Source organism: Maribacter huludaoensis, assembly GCF_029350945.1.
GTDB lineage: Bacteria > Bacteroidota > Bacteroidia > Flavobacteriales > Flavobacteriaceae > Maribacter > Maribacter huludaoensis.
In genome coordinates this window covers 21,807-40,674 of record NZ_JARKMS010000007.1, presented here as the reverse complement: position 1 = coordinate 40,674, position 18,868 = coordinate 21,807, and the positions used below count along the sequence as shown (strand labels likewise).

13 protein-coding genes and 1 tRNA gene are annotated in these 18,868 nt (G+C 36.4%); 2 read left to right on the top strand and 12 right to left on the bottom strand.

Features of this window, described 5'->3' with window-relative positions:
* Window position 1: 1 nt before the first annotated feature.
* The 6 genes from PXC01_RS16850 to porV all read right to left on the bottom strand — a co-directional run bounded on the left by PXC01_RS16850 (window position 2) and on the right by porV (window position 6,415).
* Window positions 2-682: an SDR family NAD(P)-dependent oxidoreductase gene (locus PXC01_RS16850; protein WP_276473455.1), complete on the bottom strand. Its 681-nt coding sequence runs from the start codon at window positions 680-682 to the stop codon at window positions 2-4.
* A complete protein-coding gene (locus PXC01_RS16845; protein ID WP_276473454.1) occupies window positions 682-1,731 on the bottom strand; it encodes a M28 family metallopeptidase in 1,050 nt (349 codons plus the stop codon). Before PXC01_RS16845 ends, PXC01_RS16850 begins: the two co-directional genes overlap by 1 nt.
* Before the next feature lie 84 nt (window positions 1,732-1,815).
* Complete coding sequence (locus PXC01_RS16840; protein WP_276473453.1) at window positions 1,816-3,462, bottom strand: pyruvate dehydrogenase complex dihydrolipoamide acetyltransferase; 1,647 nt, start codon at window positions 3,460-3,462, stop codon at window positions 1,816-1,818.
* Between the two features lie 4 nt (window positions 3,463-3,466).
* On the bottom strand, window positions 3,467-4,465 hold the full coding sequence (gene pdhA / locus PXC01_RS16835) for a pyruvate dehydrogenase (acetyl-transferring) E1 component subunit alpha (RefSeq protein ID WP_276473452.1): 999 nt from the start codon (window positions 4,463-4,465) through the stop codon (window positions 3,467-3,469).
* Between the two features lie 188 nt (window positions 4,466-4,653).
* Complete coding sequence (gene cdd, locus PXC01_RS16830) at window positions 4,654-5,142, bottom strand: cytidine deaminase (RefSeq protein WP_276473451.1); 489 nt, start codon at window positions 5,140-5,142, stop codon at window positions 4,654-4,656.
* A gap of 127 nt (window positions 5,143-5,269) precedes the next feature.
* Window positions 5,270-6,415 (bottom strand): type IX secretion system outer membrane channel protein PorV, encoded by a 1,146-nt coding sequence (gene porV, locus PXC01_RS16825; RefSeq protein ID WP_276473450.1) that lies wholly within the window; start codon window positions 6,413-6,415, stop codon window positions 5,270-5,272.
* A 437-nt stretch (window positions 6,416-6,852) separates the two neighbouring features.
* Between porV and gldJ the strand changes: the two genes are divergently transcribed.
* Together gldJ and PXC01_RS16815 are read left to right on the top strand one after the other, a co-directional pair.
* A complete protein-coding gene (gldJ, locus tag PXC01_RS16820; protein WP_276473449.1) occupies window positions 6,853-8,520 on the top strand; it encodes a gliding motility lipoprotein GldJ in 1,668 nt (555 codons plus the stop codon).
* A 62-nt stretch (window positions 8,521-8,582) separates the two neighbouring features.
* Window positions 8,583-9,860, top strand: coding sequence for a UDP-N-acetylmuramoyl-tripeptide--D-alanyl-D-alanine ligase (locus PXC01_RS16815; RefSeq protein WP_276473448.1), 1,278 nt, complete (start codon window positions 8,583-8,585; stop codon window positions 9,858-9,860).
* A gap of 2 nt (window positions 9,861-9,862) precedes the next feature.
* Here PXC01_RS16815 and PXC01_RS16810 read toward each other — a convergent pair whose 3' ends face one another.
* The 6 genes from PXC01_RS16810 to PXC01_RS16785 form a co-directional block, all read right to left on the bottom strand.
* Window positions 9,863-11,581 carry an efflux RND transporter periplasmic adaptor subunit gene (locus PXC01_RS16810; RefSeq protein ID WP_276473447.1) on the bottom strand — a complete coding sequence of 573 codons (1,719 nt, stop codon included), beginning with the start codon at window positions 11,579-11,581 and terminating at the stop codon, window positions 9,863-9,865.
* A complete protein-coding gene (locus PXC01_RS16805; protein WP_276473446.1) occupies window positions 11,578-15,264 on the bottom strand; it encodes an efflux RND transporter permease subunit in 3,687 nt (1,228 codons plus the stop codon). Before PXC01_RS16805 ends, PXC01_RS16810 begins: the two co-directional genes overlap by 4 nt.
* 152 nt (window positions 15,265-15,416) lie before the next feature.
* Window positions 15,417-15,491: transfer RNA gene (locus tag PXC01_RS16800), tRNA-Val, on the bottom strand.
* Window positions 15,492-15,584: 93 nt separating this feature from the next.
* Entirely contained in the window at window positions 15,585-16,856 is a 1,272-nt protein-coding gene (locus PXC01_RS16795; RefSeq protein ID WP_276473445.1) for an Nramp family divalent metal transporter, read from the bottom strand.
* Window positions 16,857-16,956: 100 nt separating this feature from the next.
* Window positions 16,957-17,658, bottom strand: coding sequence for a FadR/GntR family transcriptional regulator (locus PXC01_RS16790; RefSeq protein ID WP_276473444.1), 702 nt, complete (start codon window positions 17,656-17,658; stop codon window positions 16,957-16,959).
* Window positions 17,659-17,880: 222 nt separating this feature from the next.
* Entirely contained in the window at window positions 17,881-18,858 is a 978-nt protein-coding gene (locus tag PXC01_RS16785) for a polysaccharide lyase family 7 protein (RefSeq protein WP_276473443.1), read from the bottom strand.
* Between the last annotated feature and the right edge of the window lie 10 nt (window positions 18,859-18,868).

The window sequence follows — 18,868 nt, the reverse complement described above, 5'->3', positions numbered from 1 at the left end:
GTTATGGTGTACTACTGCTAACCTGTAAGATTTTACCATTGTACAATTTCTGTCCCTTTAAGGTAAAGTCCATAATATACTCCGCCATTTGTTCAGCACTTACCGGAGCCTCATAACCAGGGAATGCTTCTTCTAACATCTCTGTCTGCACGGCACCTAGGGCCAAAGCATTAAATGAAGGACCGGTTTCCTTGAACTCCTCTGCCAGCAGCTCTGTCAAAGTTAACACCGCCCCTTTACTTGAGCTATAAGCCGAAAGACCGGGAAATTTAGCACTACCCTGTATACCGCCCATAGAACTTATAGTAAGAACGTGACCCTTTTTATTCATAAAAGGAATAATTAATCTGGTCATCGCCGCAACGCCAAAGACGTTAACATCATAAACAGACTTAAATTCTTCTTCCGTTAATTCTAGAAAAGGCTTATTGATAAGTTTGCCCGCATTATTGATCAAGGCCAGGACACTGGCATTTTTTTCGTTCAAAAAACCGGACAACCTATTTCTATCTTCTATTGAAGATACATCAAAAGCGAATGCTTCAATATTGTCATTTTCAAGATTCTTTATTGGCTTATCGTTTCTAGAAAGCGCCAAAACTTTATGCCCCGCATCTGCCAATAATTTACTGAGCTCAAATCCAATTCCCCTACTGGTTCCTGTTACTATAATGTATTCCATTAATTATACTTTACTTCTTTTACCTGTGCATTGACAATACCTTCAAGCATTGGTATAGATTCCTTTACAATTACAGCCATAAAATTGAAGTCCATTAACGATGCCTCGTCCCCTACCTTGTGATACTCACCAAAATTGGTAAAATCAAAAGAACTATAAGTTTGCGACGGTATATTAAATTCATCATGAAAAGGTGCATTGTCCGATCGTCTAAATAGATTAAATTCTTTTGCTTTTGGAAGAAAACCCACAAGATTTTTACCTGCGTATTTATTACTGACTTCCGCCAAGTTAGACAACTCATAACCCGTTAAATATAAACTATGGTCTTTATCTACCATTGGTACACCTACCATTTCAAAATTAAGCATGGCATACAGATCAATGTTTTGATCTTTTAATTTTTTAGCCAAATGCTTAGAGCCTACCAAGCCTTTTTCCTCAGCCGTAAAAAGGGCAAAAATTAAACTCCTTTTATTGTTTTTTTGTTTTCCAAAGTATTTTGCAAATTCTAAAACCGTAGTAGTACCCGATGCATTGTCGTTGGCGCCGTTTGCAATTTCATCTTCTACCGTTCCGCTGATCAAACCAATATGATCATAATGCGCCCCAATTATCACAAACTCGTTTTTAAGCTTTGGGTCTGTTCCAGGCAAGAAACCTACAACATTATATGCTACACCATCACTATAATTTTCCAATGTATCTTTGAACGAGCCAAAATATGGTTGAATATTATTGTCCTGAAATACGTTTTGTATGTAATCAGCAGCTTTTGCGATTCCTTTGCTACCGGTATCCCTACCCATTAATTCATCGGATGTCAAGAAAGTCATCGTCGCCTCAATATCTTTTGATAAATTATTTAGAGCTACTGTAGAATTTACGCTTTCTAAGCTACTTTTTTGAACATTATCTTTGCTTTCCTGCAAAACCGACCCTTTAACTCCTTTAGGATTGGTTGGGTTCAATACTGTTGACTGATCAACTTTTGCCCCACCACAACCAACAATCAACATATAAAAAAGTACTAACCACGTATGTTTCATTATTTTGTCTTATTTAGGATATAAAGATAAAAAAAGCATCCCGATGAAAGGATGCTTATTTAATTCTATTGTTAAATCTCTGTTCTACGCCAACATAGTAACCGGATTCTCCACAAAATATCTTAATGTCTGAAGGAACTGAGCTCCCACAGCGCCATCAACAGTTCTATGATCACAGGCTAGTGTTAATTTCATTGTATTTCCTACAACTATTTCTCCATTTTTAACAACTGGTTTTTCAACAATAGCACCAACTGAAAGTATTGCCGAATTTGGTTGATTGATGATACTTGTAAATTCAAGTATACCGAACATGCCCAAATTAGAAACCGTAAATGTACTACCCTCCATTTCTGACGGTGCAATTTTCTTGTTTCTCGCCTTACCGGCCAAATCCTTAACGGCGCTACCAATCTGAGTTAAGCCTAATAAATCTGCATGCTTTACAACTGGCACTACCAAACCTTCATCTACAGCTACAGCCACACCCATGTGTATATGCTTGTAGTGTTTTGTAGTATCTCCGTTCCAAGAAGTATTTACTTGAGGATGCTTTCTAAGCGCCATTGCACAAGCTTTTAATACCATATCGTTAAAAGAAACCTTAGTATCCGGAAGACTGTTTATCTGAGCACGTGAAGCTTTTGCATTGTCCATATCTACCTCAATGGTCAAATAGAAATGTGGAGCGTTGAATTTAGAATTTCCTAATGCTTTGGCTATTGCCTTGCGCATATTAGAATTTTTAACTTCTTCAGTACCCTCCTCACCAGATGGCAAAGCCATTGAAACCGGTTGTGAAGCTATTGCATTATCAACTTTTACACTTGCTGAAGCAGCAGGGGCAGCAGTAGCCGCACTAGGTGTAAAGTTCTCTATATCTTTCTTGATAATGCGACCATTATCCCCAGATCCGGAAACACTGGCCAAGTCTATACCTTTATCCGCAGCTATTTTCTTAGCCAACGGCGAAGCAAAAATGCGTTCACCATCGTTTACTGGCTTAGCAACCTCTTTCTTTTCTGCAGTATCAGTAGATTTGCTTTCTTCTTTTTTGGTTTCACCAGCAGAACTTTTTTTACTTCCACCAGATTTATTGTTCAAAACAGCATCAACATCGGTTCCTTCAGGACCTATAACCGCCAAAACCGCATCAACAGGAGAAGATTCACCTTCTTGTATTCCAATATATAATAACTTACCACTGTAGAAAGACTCAAATTCCATAGTAGCCTTATCGGTTTCAATCTCTGCAAGAATGTCTCCCTCTTCAACATCGTCACCAACTTTTTTCAACCAACTTGCAACGGTACCTTCTTCCATGGTATCGCTTAAGCGCGGCATCTTAACGATTTCAACTCCTTCCGGTACTTCGCCCGAACCTTGCTCCTCATTATCATCAGAAGAAGATTCAGTTGCAGAAGCTTCCTCAGAGCTATCTTCTGAAGTAGAAGCTTCGCCTACTCCATTGATCAAAGAAGAAATATCCTCGCCTTCATCACCTATAATTGCCAAAAGACTATCAACCGGAGCAGTATCTCCTTCTTTAATACCAATATGCAATAATGTGCCTTCATTAAAAGATTCGAATTCCATCGTCGCCTTATCGGTTTCGATTTCTGCCAATATATCTCCTTCTTCTATTTTATCACCAACGCTTTTTAACCATTTAGCTACGGTACCTTCTTCCATGGTATCGCTTAAACGGGGCATATTCACTACTATAGCCATCTAATTACAATTTATGTTGAACAAATGGAAAATCCTCTTGTTCGTAAACCATATCATATAATTGGTTTACCGGTGGATAATCTGATTCTTCTGCAAACTTTTCGCATTCCTTAACCATTGATTTGACTTTTTTGTCAATTTCTTTGATTTCAGCTTCTGTTGCGTATTTATTTTCTTTGATTATATCCAATACCTGAGTAATTGGATCTATCTTTTTGTATTCTTCAACCTCGTCCTTGGTTCTGTAATGTTGCGCATCTGACATGGAATGACCTCTATACCTGTACGTCTTCATTTCTAGGAAAGTTGGTCCACCACCACTACGTGCTCTTTCAATAGCTTTACTCATTTCCTGAGCAACTGTTACAGGGTTCATACCATCAACTGGACCACAAGGCATTTCATAACCTAAACCTAATTTCCAGATTTCCGTAGAAAAAGAAGTTCTTGCTACCGAAGTACCCATTGCATAACCGTTATTCTCACAGATAAAAACTACTGGCAATTGCCATAACATGGCCAAGTTGAAAGTTTCATGTAATGAACCTTGTCTTACGGCACCATCACCCATATAACATAAGGTAACATTATCCCTACCTGCATATTTATCACCAAAAGCCATACCTGCACCTAGAGGAATTTGCCCCCCTACGATTCCATGACCTCCATGAAAACGATGTTCTTTAGAAAATATGTGCATAGATCCTCCCATACCTTTAGAAGTACCTGTAACCTTGCCATAAAGTTCAGCCATAACCATTTTAGGGTCTACACCCATACCAATTGGTTGAACATGGTTTCTGTAAGCGGTTATCATTCGGTCCTTGGTCAGGTCCATTGCATGAAGAGCTCCAGCCAATACGGCTTCTTGCCCATTATACAAATGCAAAAACCCTCTTACCTTTTGCTGAATGTACACAGCAGCCAATTTATCTTCAAACTTTCTCCAAAACAGCATGTCCTCATACCATTTTAAATACGTTTCCTTGGTGATTTTTTTCATCAATTTTAACTAAAGGTTTAAATTCTATGTTTGGTAACTAAGGCATTATGACCTAGGTATCCAAGAAGAGCAAAAATACACATATTAATGAATCGATAAAAATTATAGAAGCAAATCGACCCAGAAATTATATGCTTAACAAATAAACTATATAACGTGTTTATTTACAATACTTTTTGCAAGTTTTCTTAATTTAAAAAGCTGCTATTAAAGCCAAGCGGCAATAAATCTGCAAGAGAATTACATTCAATTACACTGCCGGTCTCGCCCATTAATAAAATTTTAATAGGTTCTTGCTGTCTAAATTCATATTCTGAAATTGCCTGTCTACAATTACCACAAGGTGCAGCAGGTTCGTTTACTTCATGATTTAAAGATGCGGCCGTAATTGCTATTGCCTTGATCTTCATGCCAGGATATTTTGAACCGGCATAGAAAACCGCAACCCTTTCTGCACATAGCCCGGAAGGATATGATGCATTCTCCTGATTATTGCCCTCTATAATTTCACCGTTCTCCAACAATACAGATGCCCCTACATTAAAACTAGAATAAGGCGCATAAGCTCTTTTTCTAGCCTTTACGGCAACGGACATTAAATTCTGATCTCCGCTACTAAGTTCGCTCAACGAATCGTATACCTTAATATCAAAGCTTATTTTCTTTTGGCTGACCATATTTTTATTTTGTTTTTCAATCTACAAATATAAACCTGTTGCCAATAGTAATTGAAGCTAAAAAACGTATGGACATAAAAAAACCTGCACAAAGCAGGTTTTATATGTATAAAAATCTATATTTCAATTAATCGTTATAAAACTCTTCGCCCAAATTAAAGGTAAGAGAAAAACGTAGTGTATTTTCCAGTGGATTTCTAACCTGAGATGTAGAGAACAAGTAAGACAGATCAACTTGCGCCGCTTTAAATTTAAAACCGGCACCTAACGTAAAGAACTTTCTAGAACCTTTTTCTTCACTTTCATTAAAATAACCGGTTCTTAGCATGAATGCATCTTGATATGTATACTCTGCCCCTAGTGCCCATGTAAACTCTTTTAATTCTTCACCAAAACCTTCGGGTGCATCAGAAAAAGAATTGAAAATTCCACTAAATCCGCTTTCATTTTGATAGATATCCCTATCTGCGGCATCCAAATCGCCATCATTGTCAAAATCTTGCGGAGTTGGCACCAATAGTTTCGTAAATTCCGTTGTTATACCGATAACGTTATCCTGATCAAGTATAAAATCAAAACCCCCGCCAAAACTTAATTTACTAGGCAGAAAATTCTCTTGTCCACCAGCATCATAACGTATTTTACCACCTATGTTGGAAAGGTTGAAACCTGCCCTCCATCTACCATCAAAATTATTATACGCAATTTCTCTAGACCTATAAAATCCCGCAACATCTACAGCAAATGAGTTTGCTGCCTGAGAATCTACATTAGCATCTGGAAACTTTAAGTTTGAGCTAATGAAACGCCCACCAACGGCCATGGAAAAAGTTGGACTTAATTTTAAGGAATAAGAGCCATCAAGCGCCAATTCATTTGGCTTAACAACAAAACCATCATCATCAAACGACTGTCTTAATTCTATTTCCCCCAGAGTAAAGTACCTTAAACTAACGGCAAAGGCGCTCTGCTCATTTAATTTGTTATAAAAACTTGCGTTTAACAACGAAATATCGGTAATAATACTTTCTAAATACGGAGTATAACTAACACCTATTCCCATTTTTTGTTCCGCAAAGGCAAACTTGGCCGGGTTCCACTGTTGCGAAAAAGCATCTGTGGATGTTGCAACACCCATATCACCCATACCTGCAGACCTTGCATCTGCCGCAATTGTTAGAAAAGGTACGGCCGTGGTAATTACACGATCACCATCTTGCGCAAAAATCTTACCTACTATTAATACAAAGAAAATTATTGAAATTTTTCGCATCAGAATTTTTACATTTAGTAATAAGAACGAAATATACCGTATAAATATATTTACAATTATTATTTTACATGTAAACGCTGTTTTTCACGTTATCTTGTATCAGCAACAAGTTTTTTGTAAGAATTTGCCATCACAGTTTTCTAGCATGCTTTACGCGGGTTGTTTTTGCCCAAAAAAATATACTTGTTTATCCTTTCTAAAAGAAATATCCAAAACCATACTAATTAATAGTTTTCAGCGTTTACCTATTTAAGCGAGCGAAATTTTATTGACAGTTTGCCATGAGATTTTTAAAATTATTTTCAATTGTAAAATAATCTCATCAAAACACCGTTCTATTGAGCGAAAGTGACGAACAAATTAAAAGAAATTACAGTATCATATTCTATAGCTACCAAACTATTATAGAGTGTGTAAATTGAACTCAAGTCCTAATTATGAAAAAACATTTAATAAAAGTTGTACTCTCATGCACGGTATTAGTAGGAGGTTTTACAGTAAGTAGCTGTTCTAAATCCTCATCTGGAAAAAATACCTCTAGAGCTACAGGTTGGAAAATAAATGCCAAAGAAGGTGGTTTTCAATACAATACCGATTTTAAAGAGCAGGAAACCGCTCCAGGACTGGTATTTGTTGAAGGTGGTACATTTACCAAGGGTAAGGTACAAGATGATGTAATGCATGATTGGAACAATACCCCAACAGCACAGCACGTTCAATCTTTTTATATGGATGAAACCGAGGTAACCAATGTAATGTATTTGGAATACCTTGATTACTTAAAGAGTGTTTACCCTCCAGAAAATCCTAAGTATACCAATATTTATGTTGGTGCTTTACCAGATACATTGGTTTGGAGAAATAGATTAGGCTTTAACGAGACTATGACAAACAATTACCTGAGACACCCTGCATACGCAGAATACCCTGTAGTTGGCGTAAACTGGATCCAGGCTACACAATTTGCCGAATGGAGAACGGATCGTGTAAACGAAGTTATGTTAGAAAGGGAAGGTTACTTATCTGAAGATGCCAAATACCAAGCAGCTACAGGTGAAGTTCAAGGTACTTTCAGTACAGAAGCTTACCTAAACAGACCAGAATCTGTTTATAACGGACAAATTGATTCTTTACAAGGAAAAATGAAAAAAGATAGTACATCTACTTTTGCAAAAAGAAGTAGCGGTATTATTATGCCAGAATATAGATTACCAACGGAAACTGAATGGGAATATGCTGCCCAAGCTCAAGTTGGACAAAGAGAATACAACAACTACAGAGGTAGAAAAAAGTACCCATGGGAAGGTGATTATACTCGTAACGGACAACGTGTAGGCAGAGGTGATCAATTAGCGAACTTTAAGCAAGGTAAGGGTGATTATGGCGGAATTGCAGGATGGTCAGATGATGGTGCCGATATTACTGCTCAAGTTATGTCTTACAAGCCAAACGATTTAGGTCTTTACGATATGGCAGGTAACGTTGCAGAATGGGTAGCGGATGTTTATAGACCAATAGTAGATGACGAAGTAAGTGATTTCAATTACTACAGAGGTAATATTTATATGAAAAGCGCTATTGGCGAGGATGGTAAAGTAAATATTCTTAGAGATTCTATAGTATACGATACGTTGCCAAACGGTAAAGTTGTTGCCGTAAACTTACCAGGTGAAATAAAAATGGTACCCGTTGATGAAGAAGAAACTTATTTAAGAACAAACTTCTCTTCTAGTGATAACAGAGGATATAGAGATGGTGATGCCGGTTCTTCAAGATTCTATGACAGATTTAGTGATGACGAAGAGGAAGATGAAAGCAAAAAAATGTACAACTCTCCTAAGCATTCTGTTGAAAGAGATTCTTTAGGAAATCTTGTAAAAAATTATGACTCTTCTAATAATAGAACTACATTGATCAATGATGAAGTAAGAGTTTACAAAGGTGGTTCTTGGAGAGATAGAGCTTACTGGTTAGACCCAGCACAAAGAAGATATTTGCCACAATATATGGCTACCGATTATATTGGTTTTAGATGTGCAATGTCTAGAGTTGGCTCTAAGTCTAAAACAAAAAACAAAACAGTAAGAGGAAAAAAAGCTAAATAATTTTTCTCTTTACAAACTAAAAAAGCCCCTTATTTAAGGGGCTTTTTTTTATCTTCGATTTTATGAATATTCAAGATTTACATGCTGCTTTTTTAGCAAACCCATCAGTAAGTACAGATACCAGAAAAATTAATAAAAACGATATTTTCTTCGCTTTAAAGGGAGAGAATTTCAATGGTAACGCTTACGCCCAACAAGCTCTTGACAACGGCGCTAGTTTAGTTGTGATTGATGAAAAAAAATACTTCGTCGATAAAAGAACAATAATCGTAGATGATGTTTTACAAACATTGCAGCAGTTGGCCAATTATCATAGAAAGCAAAGTAAAGCGCAAATAATCAGTCTTACAGGTAGCAATGGAAAAACAACTACCAAAGAATTAATAAATGCGGTACTTAGCACTACTTACGCTACAATTGCCACAAAAGGCAATCTAAACAATCATATTGGCGTACCACTTACATTATTGAATATAAAGGCAGATACTGAAATTGCCATAGTGGAAATGGGGGCAAACCACCAAAAAGAAATTGAATTTCTATGCTCTATTGCCGAACCGGATTTTGGATACATCACTAATTTCGGTAAAGCCCACTTAGAGGGTTTTGGAGGCGTTGAGGGAGTTATAAAAGGCAAAAGCGAACTATATGATTATCTAACCTCCCATAAAAAATCCGTCTTTTTAAATGCTGATGATACCATACAAATGGAGAAGCTGTCTTCATATACCAAAAAATATGGTTTTAGCACACTAAACCCTCAATATTACAATATAGAATTATTAGAAGCACAACCGTTCGTTACCATTTCAGTTGAAGAAATTATCATTAAATCTAATTTGATCGGTACTTACAATTTTTCCAATTGTTGCGCTGCGATCATTATGGGCAAGTTTTTTAATGTTGGTTTAAACAAAGTAAAGGAAGCAATTGAAAATTACACACCGGACAATAACAGATCACAAATAATAAATAAAAGCGGACACTACATTATTCTAGATGCTTATAACGCCAACCCATCTAGCATGAAAGTGGCGTTGGAAAATTTCAACACACTACAGAAAGACCAAAAAGTTTTAATTTTAGGTGATATGTTCGAATTGGGAGCATCTGCTAAAGAAGAGCATCAAAACATTGCCGATCTAGCCAAGCACCTCAACTTTGAAAATATACTATTAGTAGGTGAAAATTTTTATTTGACCGATACCGAAACTATTAAATTGAAAAACTTTGATGCTTTAAAAATGTATTTAAAAGAAAACAACCTAAAACCCGAATCAAGTATATTAATAAAAGGATCTAGAGGAATGGCACTAGAGCGCGTACTTGAATTGATATAAAACTATTCTATTATCTTGACGACACTGCCACAGGTGAGCATTTTATCCCCAAAATATGGATTTTGAATAGCTTTTTCCAAACTGAGCCAGTCTGCGCCGGTGTTGCCGTTGGCCATTGGACAATGCTGAACATATATTGGACTTTCCAAACCAATCACATACGATGAAATTGCTATAAAATCTTCTGACAGCTTTTTAAACTCTACCCTAATCCCTTCTAAGCTTTTTTGATTTACGATTAGTGCCAATGAAGAATCGGCAGCACCTAAATGGGTATTTAAAACACTATCTACATTGTTTTTACCGATTATAGGACTTAACGAATTTTTCAATTTTATGGCAAGCGCTATAGTTTGCCCCTTGTTAGAATTGACCAATTCATTTTTCAGTTTAAAATATACATTAAGCGCCTCTTTTAGTTTTTCATTTTGTTGATTGGTCAACTTACTCAAATGATTATTTTTAATGGCCTTTTTATGAAAATCTTCCTCATTTGAGTACATCATTGAATTTTTACCCTGTAATTGCGCTGCGGCATCAATAACAAAAGCACCGTTTGTTACAATTTCATCTCCTGTTTCAAGACCATCTAAAACAATATAGCTATCACCAACGACCCCTCCCAATTTCACTCGCAACAATTCAAATACCGGTTTGGCTACATCGGCTTTTTTATAAACCACCGAACGCTCTCCTGTCCAGAGAACAGCACTTTTGGGCACCGTTAATAATTGTTCATCATCACTATCCACTTGAACCTTGCCTTCAATGAACATTCCCGGTTTCCATTTTCCATCTTTGTTCGCAATATTGGCCCTTACCGATACCACTCTTCTGCCCCTATCTAAAATAGGCTCTATAAAAGATATTTTTGCAAGGATCGTCTCGCCCTTGAATGCTTCTGAACTTATTTCTATTTCCTGCCCTATTTTCAATAATGGCATCTGATTTTCATAAGCTTGAAAAACACCCCAAACAGTAGACAATTTAGAAACTTTGAACAATGGGTCGCCTTGTTTGAAATAATTGCCCTCTGATGCCAAAATTTCCACAACGGTTCCTGAAACATCCGCTACCAAAGGAAAATTTTTAATAGGTTTACCCGTTTTCAATAAATCCTCGATCTGTTGATCTGTCAATTTCCAAAGACCCAATGTATTTCTTGCCGCTGCATATAATTTCTCATGAGTATCCTTGTATGAAGCCGATGTCAATAATTTATCTTGGGCCAAATAAAGATCAGGACTATAAATAGTTCCTATCACTTGACCTTTTCTTACGTACTCACCAATGTAATTTACTTCTAGCTTATCTAAACGACCATCAAATAAGGTTGTTTGGGTAGCATTGGTCTTATCATTAGAAGTAATTTCACCAGATAACGATATTTCTCCATTTTTACTATCCAGACCAATTATACTTGTTTGCACATTTGCTAACGCTACGGCCCGTTCACTCATCTCAAACAGATTATCGGAATCCAGGCTACTATTATTTTTTGCTTTCACAAGGTCCATTCCGCAAATTGGACATGTACTTTTTTTTGAACTTACCACACTAGGGTGCATAGAGCAGGTATACGAATCTTCTTCCATGTGCTCAACGGAAACTGCAGTGTTATCGCTTTTTGATTCTCCAAAAAACAAATACCCAAACAGCAAACCTACAAGCAATAGTGCTACATAGAATACATACTTTTTATATTTATCCAAGCTGATCATTCCTTAACTTCTCTTTTTAATTTCAATTCCTGCCAAAAACTGTAAAGTACAGGGACTATCAATAATGTCACCAACGCCACTAGCATACCGCCAAACCCGGGAATTGCCATTGGTATTAGTATATCCTTACCATGACCCTTGGCAGTCAAAACGGGTATAAGTGCCAATAATGTTGTTGCAGTGGTCATTAAACAAGGCCTTATCCTTTTTTTACCAGCTTCTAAGACCGCCTTCCTAACTTCTTCTATAGTATTTGGTTTCACCTTTTTAAAACTCTGCTTTAAATAGGTTGCAATAACCACACCATCATCTGTTGCTATACCGAATAAAGCTATAAAACCTACCCATACCGCAACACTCATGTTTACTGTTTTTACATTAAATACATTTCTTAAACTATTGCCTAAAAAACTAAAATTTAAAAACCAGTCTTGCCCATAAAGCCATAACATCATAAAACCACCTGCAAAAGCTACCGCTACACCAGAAAATATCATTAATGAAACAGTTAATGATCTAAACTGAAGATATAGAATAAACAAAATTGCCAACAAAACCAACGGTACAATTACCGCCAATGTCTTTTCTGCATGTAGATTATTCTCGTACGTTCCCGCAAATCTAAACCGTACCCCATCTGGCAAAATCAATTCCCCATCAGTAATTTTATCTTCAATAATTTTCTTTACGTTTTCTACTACGGTAACATTGGCCAAACCTTCTTTTTTATCAAATAGAACATAACCGGTTAAAAAACCATCCTCACTTTTTATTATTTGAGGACCTTTTTCAAAATTAATTTGCGCTACCTCTGATAGGGGAATGGAACTACCGTCCGGTAAGGACACAATTATATTTTGTAAATCTTTTGGGGCAGACCGTAATTCTCGTGGGTAACGTATCGTTACATCAAACCTTTCCCTACCTTCAATTGTCTGTGTCAATACCTTTCCTCCTATTGCAGATTCTAAAATTTCTTGTAATTCATTTATAGTAATGCCGTATCTAGCAGCTTTATCCCTATCAAAAATTACATTTAAATACGGCTTTGCCACAATTCTATCTGAAAACACCGAAGCTTTATCTACTTCTCCTATTTTTTTCAATTCCTTCTCCAGTGAACGGCCAAAACTTTGAATAGACTTAAGATCAGGACCAAAAATCTTTATCCCCATAGAAGACCGCATTCCTGTTTGAAGCATTACCAATCTAGTTTCTATTGGCTGTAATTGAGGAGCCGATGTAACTCCCGGTATTTTGGTGACATTCACTATTTCATTCCAGATATCATCCGGGTTGTGAATATGGGACCTCCAATTTCTATAATATTTCCCATCAGAATCCGGTATTAATTCGTCTTGAGAAATTCCTGATCCCCAAGGCACAAATTCACCATTAACAGTTTCAAACAGATCTTCATCATTTGTTTTAAAAGAAAGCGGGCTACCACCTTCATCCAACATAAATTCCGTCTTATAAATTATCACATTTTCAAACATGGATAATGGAGCGGGATCTAAAGCTGAATTTACACGCCCTGCCTTACCTACAACGGTTTCAACCTCTGGTATAGACACAACCGCCATATCTAATTGCTGTAGTAATTTCTTATTTTCAGAAATACCTGTATGGGCAGTGGAAGTAGGCATCAACAAAAATGAGCCTTCATTTAACTTTGGCATAAATTCCTTTCCTAAATTCACATAAACCAAAGACCCCAGAACCAACAACAAAATAGGCATACTTAAGAACTGTAGTTTATGTGCCATAGCCCAAAGTAGAATTCTTTCATAGTACCTATAAAAAAGGTAAAGCACCCCTAACACCCCAATTGATATCAGTAATACGAACAAAAGGTCCGCAAGGTAGTTATTATCAAACCCTAATGGATTCCAATAATAGGTCAGCACTAATAAAGTCGTTATTACAATATAAACAATTCTAATCTTCTCAAAATTTTCCTTTTTAAGAATACCGTAACAATGCATAAGATTAATGACCGTTAACCCAACTAGAACCAGACCTATCCAAAATCCAGAAATAATCATATACAAACCCAATAAACCTATTACGTAAGAACCAAAGCCTTTGGGTTTTATATTTTTAAAATTTACACTATACCATTTTGCAATTAATGGCGGAATAACCAATAACGATAATAACATTGCCGCTAACAATGCTGCTGTTTTAGTAAATGCCAACGGGGTAAAAAGTCTGCCTTCTTCCCCTGAAAGTACAAATACCGGAATAAAACTTAAAATAGTGGTCAACCCTGCAGTTACTATAGCTCCTGAAACTTCATTGACACCTTCTATGACCAGTTCATCAACAGACTTGTTTTTTATAGGCTGTTCTAATTTTTGAACTATATTTTCAGATAGAATTATACCCAGATCAACCATGGTACCGATCGCTATTGCTATACCGGACAGTGCTACAATGTTTGCCTCAACTTTAAACAATTTCATGGCTATGAACACCATAAGCACAGCAACTGGCAATAATGCAGAAATAATTACGGATATTTTAAGGTTACGCAACATAACCAAGACCACTAAAACTGCTATTAAAATCTCTAAGTACAAAGCAGAACTTAGGGTACCTAGCGTATCTTTAATTAACTCCGTTCTATCGTAAAAAGGTACTATTGTCAATTTAGAAATGGAACCATCCTTTAATTCCTTAACGGGCATACCCTTCTCTAATTCCTTGATTTTTTGTTTGACCGACGCTATTACTTTTTGCGGGTTTGAGCCATATCTACTTACTACCACACCGCCAACAACCTCAGCACCTTCCTTGTCCAAGATACCTCTACGCTCTTTAGGACCTAAAGTAACATTGGCAATGTCTTTAATTTTAATTGGAACAAAGTCATTGGAAACAACAACCGTACTTTCTATGTCATCGATCTTTTTCACCAAACCTAACCCACGAATTAGATATTCGGCATTATTTATTTCTATCGTATTTGCGCCAACATTTTTATTGGTCTCTTTAATAGCCTTTACCACATCTTTCAATGCAATCTCATATTGACGCATTAATTGTGGATTTACCTCAATTTGATATTCTTGAATATGGCCACCAATAGAAGAAACTTCAGAGACATTTTCAGCAGAGGCAAGAGCATTTTTAACATAAAAATCCTGTATTTTCCTTAGCTCATGCAAATCCCATCCTCCGGTAACTTTTCCGTTTTCGTCCCTACCCTCAAGGGTGTACCAGAATAATTGACCCAGGGCAGTGGCATCCGGTCCTAATTTTGGACTTGCATCCGAAGGCAATAAATCTACCGGCAGACTATTTAATTTCTCTAAAATTCTACTACGACTCCAGTAAAATTCAATATCATCTTCAAATATCAAGTAAATAGTAGAAAAACCGAACATTGATGAACTACGAACAGATTTAACCCCCGGAAGCCCTAAAAGATGTGAGGTAAGAGGGTAAGTAATTTGATCTTCAATATCTTGAGGAGATTGCCCCTGCCATTCTGTAAATACTATTTGTTGGTTGTCCCCAAGATCAGGAATTGCATCAACAGAAACGGGATTAGATCCAATTAAAATACCATTAACATTAAAAGGAGCACTGATCAATCCCCATAGCAAAAGCACCAATAACATTACAAATGCTATTAATTTATTTTGTACAAGATATTTAATTAACCCGTTTAACATAAACCCAATTCACTTACTCGTTCTTTTTAAACCATAAGCCTTTGATAATAAACGAAGGAAACAACCATAGATTGTAGAAAGAAGGCAACTATTTAACTTGAATAAAAGAAACAATGCCTATCTGAAAATTTAGATCAATCCGTTAAAAGATGTGGGATATACTGGATTCGAACCGGTGACCTCTGCCCTGTCAAGGCAGCGCTCTAAACCAACTGAGCTAATATCCCCTCAAAATCTTTTTAGAAAAGCAAAGATACCATTAATCTTATTCTAAAATGATCGGATGTTTTGAAAAAATAAAATAGAAATATTACTCGTGATCAAAAATAATCCAACAAGGCAACTATACCATTGTAAGAAATAACACAGGCAAAAAAAAGAGCTGCAAACAAGCCTAAATTAAGCCATATGCCCGCCTTGTAGTTCGCCATTATTTTTTTATTGTTGATGAGAAGGATAATTCCTAGGATTACTAGTGGCAGTACAAATACATTGAATACTTGAGAAAGTATTTGCATTTGAATTGGATTGGCACCATATATTGGAACGATAAGAGCGAACATAGAAGCAATCGCCGTAATTATTCTAAATTGTTTGGAGTTGGTATCCAATTCACCGGATTGGTAATCAGCCAACAAAATTGGCGCTATCAATAAACATGGAAAAATAGACGATAAACCTGCACTTAAGGTCCCAAAAAAGAAAAGCGTAAGGGCAAATTTACCTGCCACCGGTTCTAGGGTATTCACCATATCCAAAACTTTGGTAACCGGTTGTCCTTGATGATACAACGCTCCACAAGCCACCGCCATTACAGAAGCACTGATAAAAAATACCAATGAAGCCGCTATAATAGCATCTTTCTTTTGCTGCCCACGATTTTTAATTGTCCAGCCTTTTCCTTTTACAAATAGCGGTCTTGACAAAAATGTAGCTGCCGCCATAGTGGTTCCTACAAAGGCAGCGACCATCATTTGACCTCCTTCAACTTTAGGAATTGTGGGTATCAATCCTTTAATGACTTCAACTGGCAAAGGGTTTACCATAAAGAGCGATATAATAAAGGACAGCCCCATTATGGTAACAAAAATGACAAGTATTTTTTCAAAAAAAGCATACTTACCTACAAGCAACAGACCATAGAACAGGACAATAACGGTTATGGCTATTATCAATACGGCCTCATATTTTAAAGCTGCCAAACTGGGGAAATAAATTAAAAATATCTCATAGATAATATTGGCAGAAATGCCCAGTATACCCATTAACGAATTCCACTGACCAAAGGAGATACCTAGAATAATAAGTATAGCAATGAGTTTTCCCCACTTCAAATGTTTCTTGAAAGCGTACAAAGCTGTTTCACCTGTAACCAATGCAAAATTTCCATAGGCATACATCAACAAACCCGAAAAAACACAACTTAACAATAATACCCATAAAAGCTGCATACCATAAGTACTACCTGCAACAATCATTGAGGTTACACTACCGGTACCTATAGTATACCCAATTGCAAAAATACCTGGTCCGAATGCCAATACTAACGCTAATATTTTTTTCCAGACAGATACTTTAACCGAGTTCTCCATTTAATAATTTCTTTGGTCGTTTGGTGTTATTGTCGACAAAAATTGAATATAAATAATTTGCTTTAAGCCATAATCAGCATTTTACAATACCTACTCTGTCTTAAACATTATAGCAAAACTGATAAAGGTTTTTAAAGTGAACTTTCATTTTCTCTTTTGCCAGTTGAGGATCTTGTTTTTCTATAGCGTTGAATATATCTTGGTGTTCTTCAATACCCCTGAAGGCCATGTCTTTATCACATACATGATATTTTTCAAAATTTACCAATATTTCTGGTGTAATGATAAGCATGAATGTGTTCATGGTACTATTACCACTGGCACGTGCAATAGCTAGATGAAACAAGAGGTCTTCTTGAACGGCATCTTCTCCATTATTTACTTTTTCACGGTAAGCATCTAACGCAGTTTTCATTAGTCTTAAATCATCATCTGTTCTTCTTCTTGCCGCAAGCCTTACCGTTTTAAGTTCCAATAAAATTCTAGTTTCAACCAAAGACTTAAAATCTGGCTCATCTAACCTAAGAATATCGTTCACCATCCCGTTCATGGCCACTTGCCCAATATCCGCTACAAAGGTTCCACTTTGAGGTTTAGAGATTAAAATACCATAAAACTCCAATTTTTGAATTGCCTCCCGAACATTGTTTCGACTCACTCCAAATTTGTCGGACAACATTCTTTCCGATGGTAACTTGTCACCAGGCTCAAGATTTTTATTGTTCATTAAATCTCTTAGCTGAACAATAATCTCATTTTGTATTTCCTGATTTTCTGTCTTCGTGAGAATCTCTAATTTCATATATATCTTGCTTTAAAGGAAAACCATTTGTCTAATTTGCCCATCCGAAAAAATGTAAAACAACTCGCTAAAATACGAAGTTTTATTTGCATTGATAATTACTCGTACTAGGAAGCGAACTTTCATGAAATTTACCAGCCTAACGAAAGACTGGCAAACTCATTTCAACAAATTCAACTAAACAACTTTCTTAATTGCACTAGGTATATGTATAGCACATTACTAATGCATAACTTCTAATTCATAATATTTGACTTTAGCAGACGCACCGGCATCTAGGGTCTGCAAATAATTTCCCGCTTTAAAATAGTTTTCAAAAACACTCCACTTTTGCATATGAATATCTTCATACACCACAGAATCCGTTTCATTTAAAATAACCTCTAGCCTACCGTCTGTGGCAATAATCTCCAAAACAAATGTATTAGCACCTATATTCTCTGGGAAAGTATGACCTTCATTATCTTCCCAAGCATTCGTATGCAATATCTCCTCGTCAGTAGCATTAAGATCTTTCAGTTTTTTGGTAAGCACTCTAACCTTACCTTTTTGCCAATATATTTTTAACATTGGCGGAGCATTATTATCATCTTCCCCTATTAAGTCTCGCTGTTCATTTGTTAGCCTACCATGAATTTGCATTACTAACGTTCTATGAAATTCACCACTTGCATCTGTAGTAATTTCAGGCACGGATAAAGTTCCCTTCATACGACCACCTTCTGTAAAAGTCCAATTTGTACTGTTACTACCAGGCACCATTTGTTCTCTTAGCTCAGTTCTTGAGTACGAAGAGTTGGCCGTTGAGGAACCCGGTGTTGTATAAAACACCAAAGAACCATCTGTAGAATCATTATACATAAAAGGCATCAACCTTTCATCGGTAGCATAATCCATAATTTCCGGTGGCTCTACCTCATCTGGACTACCAATTGGCAGTGTAACTTTCCAATTACTTAAATCAATATTGGGCAGAAAGAAGTCTACTCCTTCTACCTGTACTTCTTCAACTACCTCCTCTTCTTGGGTCTCGGTATTTTCTTCGACCTCTTCTTCTTCAATTACTTCTTCTTGAACAATTTCTTCTTCAGTCACCTCTGCATCGTTACTACAACTTGTTATGGCAAGCATTATTACAAATGCGAAAAAGCAATTTAATGCCACAGTTTTATTGAAAAGTAACTTGTAATCTATAATCATATATTTTTTA